This window comes from Clostridium sp. C8-1-8, from assembly GCF_009928445.1.
Taxonomy (GTDB): Bacteria; Bacillota; Clostridia; order Clostridiales; family Clostridiaceae; genus Clostridium_AR.
On sequence record NZ_JAABNO010000042.1, the window covers coordinates 26816 to 34525 of the forward strand.

Here is a 7710-nt window from a genome sequence, read left to right on the forward strand (position 1 = left end):
TAAGCAATTTTTTTCAATATATATTATTAATATTGGATATAGAAGAGGTGGATAAATGGCTAATAATGACACTGTATTAATAACAGGTGCTTCAAGCGGAATTGGCTATGAACTTGCAGAAGTTTTTGCTTCTAAAAAATATAATCTTGTTCTCGTAGCTAGGAGTACTGAAAAGCTTAAAGAGATATCAGAACTGCTATCGAAAAGATATCTAATAAATGTTTTTATAATATCGGAGGATTTAACTAAAGATAATGCAGCAGAAACTGTGTACCAAAAGGTCAAAAATAATAATATAAAGGTAAATATTCTAATAAATAATGCTGGAGCTGGTAAAGTTGGTTTCTTTCATCAGATGGATGCTTTAGAAGATTATAATATGATACAACTAAATATAACCTCATTAACTCAGCTAACAAAGTTATTTATAAGTGAAATGATGGAACAAGGAAGAGGAAAGATCATGAATGTGGCTTCTACTGGCTCTTATTCTCCAGGTCCATTTATAGCTACTTATTATGCAACTAAAGCTTATGTTTTATCACTTTCCGAAGCTCTTTACAAAGAACTTAAGCCATACAATATAACAGTTACAACCCTTTGCCCAGGAGCTACTAAAACAAATTTTACAAAAAATGCAGGAAAGAATGATGCGCCTGGAGCAATGGATGCGTCTATAGTTGCTAGATGTGCTTATGAAGGACTTATGAAGAATAGAAAAATAATTGTGCCAGGATTAATTAACAAAATACTAATTAGACTTCCAAAGAGTTTGGTTAGTACTTTAAATTTTAAATCACAAAAGAAACTAGCTGAAAAATAATATGTATAAATTATGGTTATATAAGAAAAAATATAATTAAATTAATATAAAATGTAATAAAAATAATTAAAAAACATATTCTCACTTGAAACTTTCAAAAATATTATATATAATTTAAACATAATGTTTTATATTAATGTACAGTGATTATAAAAGCTACGATTTATGAATTTCTATAGAGAGCCGATGGTTGGTGCAAATCGGTGAAAGGATTAATCTTTCCACTTTTGGAGCTGTCGATGATAAGTCGAAGGTTGGTAACCTTTATATTACTTTTTCGAGTGGTTGATTTTTTTTATCAACAATTTGGGTGGCAACGCGGATAACTTCCGTCCCATTTTATATTTTTGGGATGGAAGTTTTTTTACTTTTTATTACAGTATAATGCCTATAAACTTATAAGACTTTAAAATTTTATTTTTATATATTAGCAATTAGAATTAGGTTAATAGTATTGATAGGCTATTTTAAAATTATTCTTTTATATAAGCTTGAAAAACTAATATTACCAACCTCAAAACTAATGATTTTTGTTTTCAATATTTATGCTTTCAATATATATATAAATAGATACAAACTACTAGGAGGGTAAATCATGTTAGATTTAAAATTTGTAAGGGAAAATCCAGAACTTGTTAAACAAAACATAAAAAATAAGTTTCAAGATAGCAAGTTAGGTTTAGTTGATGAAGTTATTGCTTTAGATTCTGAGTTAAGAAATGCAAAGACAGAAGCAGATTCTTTAAGGGCAAATAGAAATAAAATTTCTAAAAGCATTGGTGCATTGATGGGCCAAGGAAAAAAAGAAGAAGCAGAAGAGATGAAGAAACAAGTAGCTGCCAATTCAGCACGTCTAGCAGAGCTAGAAGTTAAGGAATCAGAGCTTGAGAAAAAAGTAAAAGATATAATGATGGTAATACCAAATATAATAGATCCAAGCGTTCCAATAGGAAAAGATGATAGTGAAAATGTTGAAGTTGAGCGTTTTGGTGAGCCAAAAGTGCCTGATTTCGAGATTCCATATCATGCTGAAATAATGGAAAAGTTAAATGGATTAGATCTTGATAGTGCTAGAAAGGTAGCTGGTAACGGATTCTACTACCTAATGGGAAATGTAGCTAGACTTCATTCAGCTGTAATATCTTATGCAAGAGATTTTATGATAAATAGAGGGTTTACATATTGTATTCCTCCATTCATGATTCGTAGTGAAGTTGTAACAGGAGTTATGAGCTTTGCAGAGATGGATGCAATGATGTATAAAATTGAAGGCGAAGACTTATATCTAATAGGAACAAGTGAACATTCTATGATAGGTAAATATATAGATACAATATTACCAGAAGCATCACTTCCTCATACTTTGACAAGTTATTCTCCTTGTTTTAGAAAAGAAAAAGGAGCTCATGGAATTGAGGAAAGAGGAGTATACAGAATACATCAGTTTGAAAAACAAGAGATGATTGTTGTATGTAAACCAGAAGAGAGCATGACTTGGTACAATAAGTTATGGAAGGATACTGTAGATCTATTCCGTTCATTAGATATTCCTGTAAGAACCTTAGAATGTTGTTCAGGGGATCTTGCAGATTTGAAGGTAAAATCTGTAGATGTTGAAGCTTGGTCACCTAGACAAAAGAAATATTTTGAGGTAGGAAGCTGCTCTAACTTAGGAGATGCACAAGCTCGTAGATTAAAAATCCGTGTGGATGGCGAAAATGGTAAGTATTTTGCACATACTTTAAATAACACTGTTGTTGCACCACCAAGAATGTTAATAGCATTTTTAGAAAATAACTTAAACGAAGATGGTTCGGTTAATATACCTGAAGCATTGCAACCATATATGGGTGGAATGAAAGTAATAAAATAAAAATATAATAAAAAGTCGCTAATTTAAGTTCATTAGCGACTTTTTTAATGTTTTAATTCCTATTAATTGAAAAGAGTATAGTAATTTTATTACAACAACATTTATTTAATACATAGTTATAATAAGTTTAAATAATCATTATAGAGTTTATTTGTATGTTTTAATCTAAAGATAAAACGCATCTAAAACCAACACCATTAGTTTTTTCATTAGGACCTAAGCAATTCCTATAGGCCGAACGAAGATTTTCTGTGTTGTCTCCCCATGCTCCTCCTCGTAAAACTTTTGAATCACCATTAGAAGGACCAGAAGGGTCATTTAATGAAGTTCCGCTGTAATTTCCATACCAGTCTACGCACCATTCCTGTACATTTCCATACATATCACAAATTCCAAAGCTGTTAGACTTCTTCAATCCAACTTCATGGGTTGTATTGGCTGAATTGTCCTTTAGCCAAGCGTAATCAGATATTAATGAAGAATTATCCCCAAAACTCCAAGAAGAGGTGCTATTACTTCTAGCGGCATATTCCCACTGGGCTTCTGTAGGAAGAGTAAATTTTAAACCTGTCTTTTTGGATAGCTTTTCTAAAAAAACAGTACAATCGTAATAGCTTACGCTATCAACTGGTTTTTTACCTCCTTTAAAGTAGCTTGGATTAGAATCCATAATTCTAGACCACTGCTCTTGCGTTATTTCAAACTTACCTAAGTAGAATGGTTTTAAAATAGAAACATTATGCTTAGGAGTTTCATCTTCATCTCCTTCTTCGTTGTTTGATCCCATTAAAAATGACCCAGGATTTATCAATACTAATTCTAATTTAATTCCTTCACCTAAATCTACAATTTTTATTTGAGGAAAGTTTTTAGAAGAGTATGAAATACTGCTTAGATCGCTGACGTGTTTTTGGGGGAATAATCCTTTAGTTAAAAACGTAGCAAGGAATATAGTTAAAATAAGTAGAATTAATTTTTTGTAGGATCTATCTTTCATCAGGTTCACCTTTCTAAGTAATTGATGTACTACTTAATCTTAAGCTTTAGTGATGTTAAAGAGAATAACCTTTACATATTCTAGCAGAAGTAAAACTAATAAAAGTCTAAATATACTATTATTACAATTAGAAGCAACCTAGTCCAGTAAGATCACTACCGTTTACAAGATGCATAAATGTTATAGAAGGAAGTATACCATCTGAGCCTCTTTTTAAAGTCATTTGACTTGAATCGAGACTTTGAAAGTCGTTTGAAGTGACTGATACTCCAGGCTTATTCCAAGAATTATTACTAACATTAGCTGTAGGTAAATTTGAATCTTTTATTGCTACTCCATTAAAAGCAATATTGTTATGAACTACTTCTCTAGTACCTGCTATATCAGTTGGATCAGATATGCTAACACGTTCTAACATATCAAAATTTCCTCCTGCATTATTAAATGCGGTATTATTAGTCCAAGTTGCAGATTGACCAGGTTGATGGTTAGCATAAAAACCGTGAGCATTATTATTTGCTGATAAGCAGTATTTAACCGTATGAACAGGAACAGGATTATATGGAGTTCCTGTACCATAACCTCCTATTTTAAAACCATTTGAATCACCACCTGCAGTCATATTATAAGCCCAGCAATGGTCAAAGGTATTAGAACCTCTTGAGGTTAGACAATCATATCCGTCGTCACTGTTATGCCAAGAGCGACAATACTGAAAAGTAACTCCGTCCCCATGTGCTCCAAAACCATCTGTATTGCCTATAGAACTGGAGGTTGGGCCAATGTTATTATAAGAATCACATTTGATACAGCTACCAGTTCCATGATTTACGAAGTAGAAACCATTAGCCTCTGTATCATGACATACAACTTGATTAAAAGTAGCATTACCTTCAATTCTGAAGCACTCAGACTGCTTTTGAGTTCCTGTTTTTACTCCAGTGACTTCAATTGATAAAAATGTTACTTTTGAAACCCCACTTGCTATTCTGAAGGCAGCTACTCTCTTTGTAGGAGAAATGTTTGAAAAATCAAAAATAGGCACATTGCTTGAATTATATGCTCTATAAGTTATTCCGCTTTTGGTTATATCGTTTACATAATTATAATTACTGTCAGAACTTGCTATAGTAAAGTTCTTATATCTTCCACCTAGTATATATACAGTATCTCCAGAAGATGCGGATGACTGAGCTTTTGCTATAGTTGCAAAGGGAGATGATAAGGTACCTGCATTGCTGTCGTTTCCTGTAGGAGATATATAAAAGTCAGAAGCCTTAGCAGTTTTAGAAGTTGTTAAGGATAATAAAAGGCTTGTACCTAGAATAACTAGAAACAATATTAACTTTTTTGCAGTACTTTCCATAAATTTACCTCCATAATTTTAATAAGGATAAATAGTTAAAAATGAAAATAAGTTATTAATTAAATGATTAAAGAGTAATTAGTTTGATCTTGATTTAAACACCTCCAATTTTGGAAAAGTAGTGAATCTTTAGAAAATTACAATAACTGTATATATTTTATAATTATTTCTTATAAATGTAAATAGTTTTAGAAAAAAGTGTAATTAATAAAAAAAATAATGTTTCTTATTAATGGTAAAAAGTTAATCATATGTTTTTAAAGGCAGCATAAAAGACTTCTTAAATTTATTTTAAAGTTAAGAAGTCTTTTGATTAATAATAAGTATTGGTTTAAAATTATTTAAAGTGAATGTAACTTTTCAATTATATAATTAATAAGAGTTTTTTTACTTCTTTTTTTATAGATACTATCACTTACATCAGTGATATAAGATTTTATTAGTTCTACTAAATCCTTTTGTTTTAGAGCAGTAAGTTTTTTTTCTAAAGCTTCTTTGTCTAAAGACTTAAGTTCAGCAATAGGATTTATACTGGATTCTTCTTTTATTGTACACTCACATTTATCTATAGAATCTTTAAGATCATCAGCATCACTTGAATCAGGTATAATTGCTTCAGTGTTTTCTGCTTTTTGTACATTTTTATTTATAGATATATTAATATCTATGCTCATTGAAGTGCTATCAAGGTTTTCTAATAATTGAACTATTTCTTTTAATTTAGATATTGCATCATGGTTAATGTTCTCAGTTGAGCAGGGGATTACATTGTCTGATTTAAGTTCAGACTGTGGATATAACGCTAAGTTTTCTTTAGGGATAGGTTCGACTAAAGGGATATTTTTAAGAACTTGCTTTACATACTTTTTACTAAAGCCTTTTTCTACTATCTCTTCCACATTAAAGCCTTCCTCATATAGTTTAAGGATGTCGTCTTTTTTACTAATTTTCATTTATATCACCTTTCATATTTAATATTGCTCATTTAAAGATGTACTACTTCGCTCCTAAATCTATTTTCAAAACTCTTCTGCTTTCTGAAAGGAAAATTTGAAAATATAAATTTTATATTAGGAAGTGGTACACACAATTTAATAAATTGAGGAGTTTTATGGATATGAAGTTATAGGTGTCTAAAATCGTTTAATATTATCTAAATATTTGCTACATTACAATGAATATGAGGAGTATATAAGAATTTATACCTAATTTCAACTTTATAGGGAAGGATTTAATAAAATATTTTGCTGCTGTAAAAATCCATAAATAGTAGTTAAAAAATAGAAGTTTTTATTGTTAAAGAAGTGGTGAAAATAAATTATAGAGGTACGGTATTTTAGATACAATAATATAATGATAGTACTATTCTAGCAGTTAAGCACTTTTCTTAAATATTATAGTGTATTTTGTAAAAGTATTCATTTCAGTATTATTCGTTAGATAACCAAAATAAAAACTGAGGGAGATAAAGATATGAAATTAGTGTGTTATGTTATTGGAATAGTTTTATCACTCCTATTTATTTATAGTTTAATGAAAGCTACTTCAAAGGATAGGACTAAATAATATAGTTTTCATAAATATTAATAATTTAGTGAAGTTAGTATTTATGCGTACGATAATAAGTATATAAATAGATTTTCAACGAATTAATTAGTGAATATTATATTACTTAAGATAAATGGAGGTATGTATTTTGAAGATACATCAAGAGACGTCAGAGATTTTAAACTTTTTTATAAACTATGCTACCATATTGCAGAAGTTAGTACCTATTGATTGCACTATAGGAATTGCGGATACAGAAAGGTTTCTTTGTACTATTCCTGGCAACAAAATTAAGATGCCCAGTGACATTATAGGAAAAGCTATTCCGCATGATGATGCAATATATTTAGCTATAAAAAGTGGAAAGCCAGCAGAAGTAATTGTGCCAAAAGAAGTCTTTGGATTTCCATTTAAGGCCTCAGCAGTACCTATAAGAGATGATAATGGCAAAATTATAGGAGGTCTTGGGCTTGGTATTGCTTTAGAAAATAGAAATCAGCTTATAAACATTGCGGATTTAGTATCTACTTCTACAGAGCAGACTTTTACTGCAGTGGAAGACTTGGCAAAAAATGCAGAAAGCTTAGCAAGTCAACAGCTTACATTAAGTAGTCTTTCTAATGAGATTGAAGGAAGTATTGGACAAACAAAAGGAATAATTGAATTTATACAAGGAATATCTAAAAATACTAATCTACTTTCTTTAAATGCATCTATTGAATCAGCTAGAGCAGGAGAAGTAGGGAGAGGCTTTGCAGTAGTAGCCTCAGAAATGCGTAAGATGGCGGATGATACTGCAAAAAGTATAAAAGATATTCAGAGTATACTTGAAACAATAAAAAATAAAATGTCTCAGATAGCGGAAAAAATAGATGAATCTGTTGGTATAAGTGAGGCTCAAGCAGGAGCAACAGAAGAAATTTCTGCAACTATTAAAGAGTTGGCTTCTTCAGCAAAGATTCTTAAAGATTCAGCTAATAATGTAATTGGATAAGAAATAAGTATATTTTTAATAAATATAAAATATTTTGGATTTGTTAAAGTACCATGTTGAAATTAAGTGGTCAGTCATCCGATGCTTAGATGAGCTTGCGCAAAGAATT

General features: G+C 30.4%; 6 protein-coding genes and 1 other annotated feature. Of the genes, 3 read left to right on the forward strand and 3 right to left on the reverse strand.

All coding sequences use genetic code 11. The features are described from left to right. The first annotated feature begins 55 nt into the window (after positions 1-55). Both GXK57_RS24595 and serS read left to right on the forward strand, forming a co-directional pair. On the forward strand, positions 56-823 hold the full coding sequence (locus GXK57_RS24595; RefSeq protein WP_160680658.1) for an SDR family oxidoreductase: 768 nt from the start codon (positions 56-58) through the stop codon (positions 821-823). Positions 824-960: 137 nt separating this feature from the next. Continuing rightward, positions 961-1163 (forward strand) — a binding site (T-box leader). A 255-nt stretch (positions 1164-1418) separates the two neighbouring features. Beyond that, a complete protein-coding gene (gene serS / locus GXK57_RS24600; protein ID WP_160680659.1) occupies positions 1419-2696 on the forward strand; it encodes a serine--tRNA ligase in 1278 nt (425 codons plus the stop codon). 160 nt (positions 2697-2856) lie between these two features. Here the strand turns inward: serS and GXK57_RS24605 are convergent, their stop codons facing one another. The 3 genes from GXK57_RS24605 to GXK57_RS24615 form a co-directional block, all read right to left on the reverse strand. After that, the gene (locus GXK57_RS24605; protein ID WP_160680660.1) at positions 2857-3693 is read right to left on the reverse strand and encodes a formylglycine-generating enzyme family protein; all 837 of its coding nucleotides are present in this window, start codon (positions 3691-3693) and stop codon (positions 2857-2859) included. A gap of 127 nt (positions 3694-3820) precedes the next feature. Further along, complete coding sequence (locus GXK57_RS24610; RefSeq protein ID WP_160680661.1) at positions 3821-5059, reverse strand: DUF4990 domain-containing protein; 1239 nt, start codon at positions 5057-5059, stop codon at positions 3821-3823. Between the two features lie 341 nt (positions 5060-5400). Further along, entirely contained in the window at positions 5401-6012 is a 612-nt protein-coding gene (locus tag GXK57_RS24615) for a hypothetical protein (protein ID WP_160680662.1), read from the reverse strand. Between the two features lie 743 nt (positions 6013-6755). On the opposite strand from GXK57_RS24615, the gene GXK57_RS24620 reads away from it, so the two are divergent. Further along, positions 6756-7601 (forward strand): methyl-accepting chemotaxis protein, encoded by an 846-nt coding sequence (locus tag GXK57_RS24620; protein ID WP_160680663.1) that lies wholly within the window; start codon positions 6756-6758, stop codon positions 7599-7601. Positions 7602-7710 lie beyond the last annotated feature (109 nt).

What these genes read in the sequence shown, in the direction of transcription:
- GXK57_RS24595 (WP_160680658.1), top strand. Translation starts at nt 56, where the DNA reads ATGGCTAATAATGACACTGTATTAATAACAGGTGCTTCAAGCGGAATT.
- serS (WP_160680659.1), top strand. Translation starts at nt 1,419, where the DNA reads ATGTTAGATTTAAAATTTGTAAGGGAAAATCCAGAACTTGTTAAACAA.
- GXK57_RS24605 (WP_160680660.1), bottom strand. Translation starts at nt 3,693, where the DNA reads ATGAAAGATAGATCCTACAAAAAATTAATTCTACTTATTTTAACTATA.
- GXK57_RS24610 (WP_160680661.1), bottom strand. Translation starts at nt 5,059, where the DNA reads ATGGAAAGTACTGCAAAAAAGTTAATATTGTTTCTAGTTATTCTAGGT.
- GXK57_RS24615 (WP_160680662.1), bottom strand. Translation starts at nt 6,012, where the DNA reads ATGAAAATTAGTAAAAAAGACGACATCCTTAAACTATATGAGGAAGGC.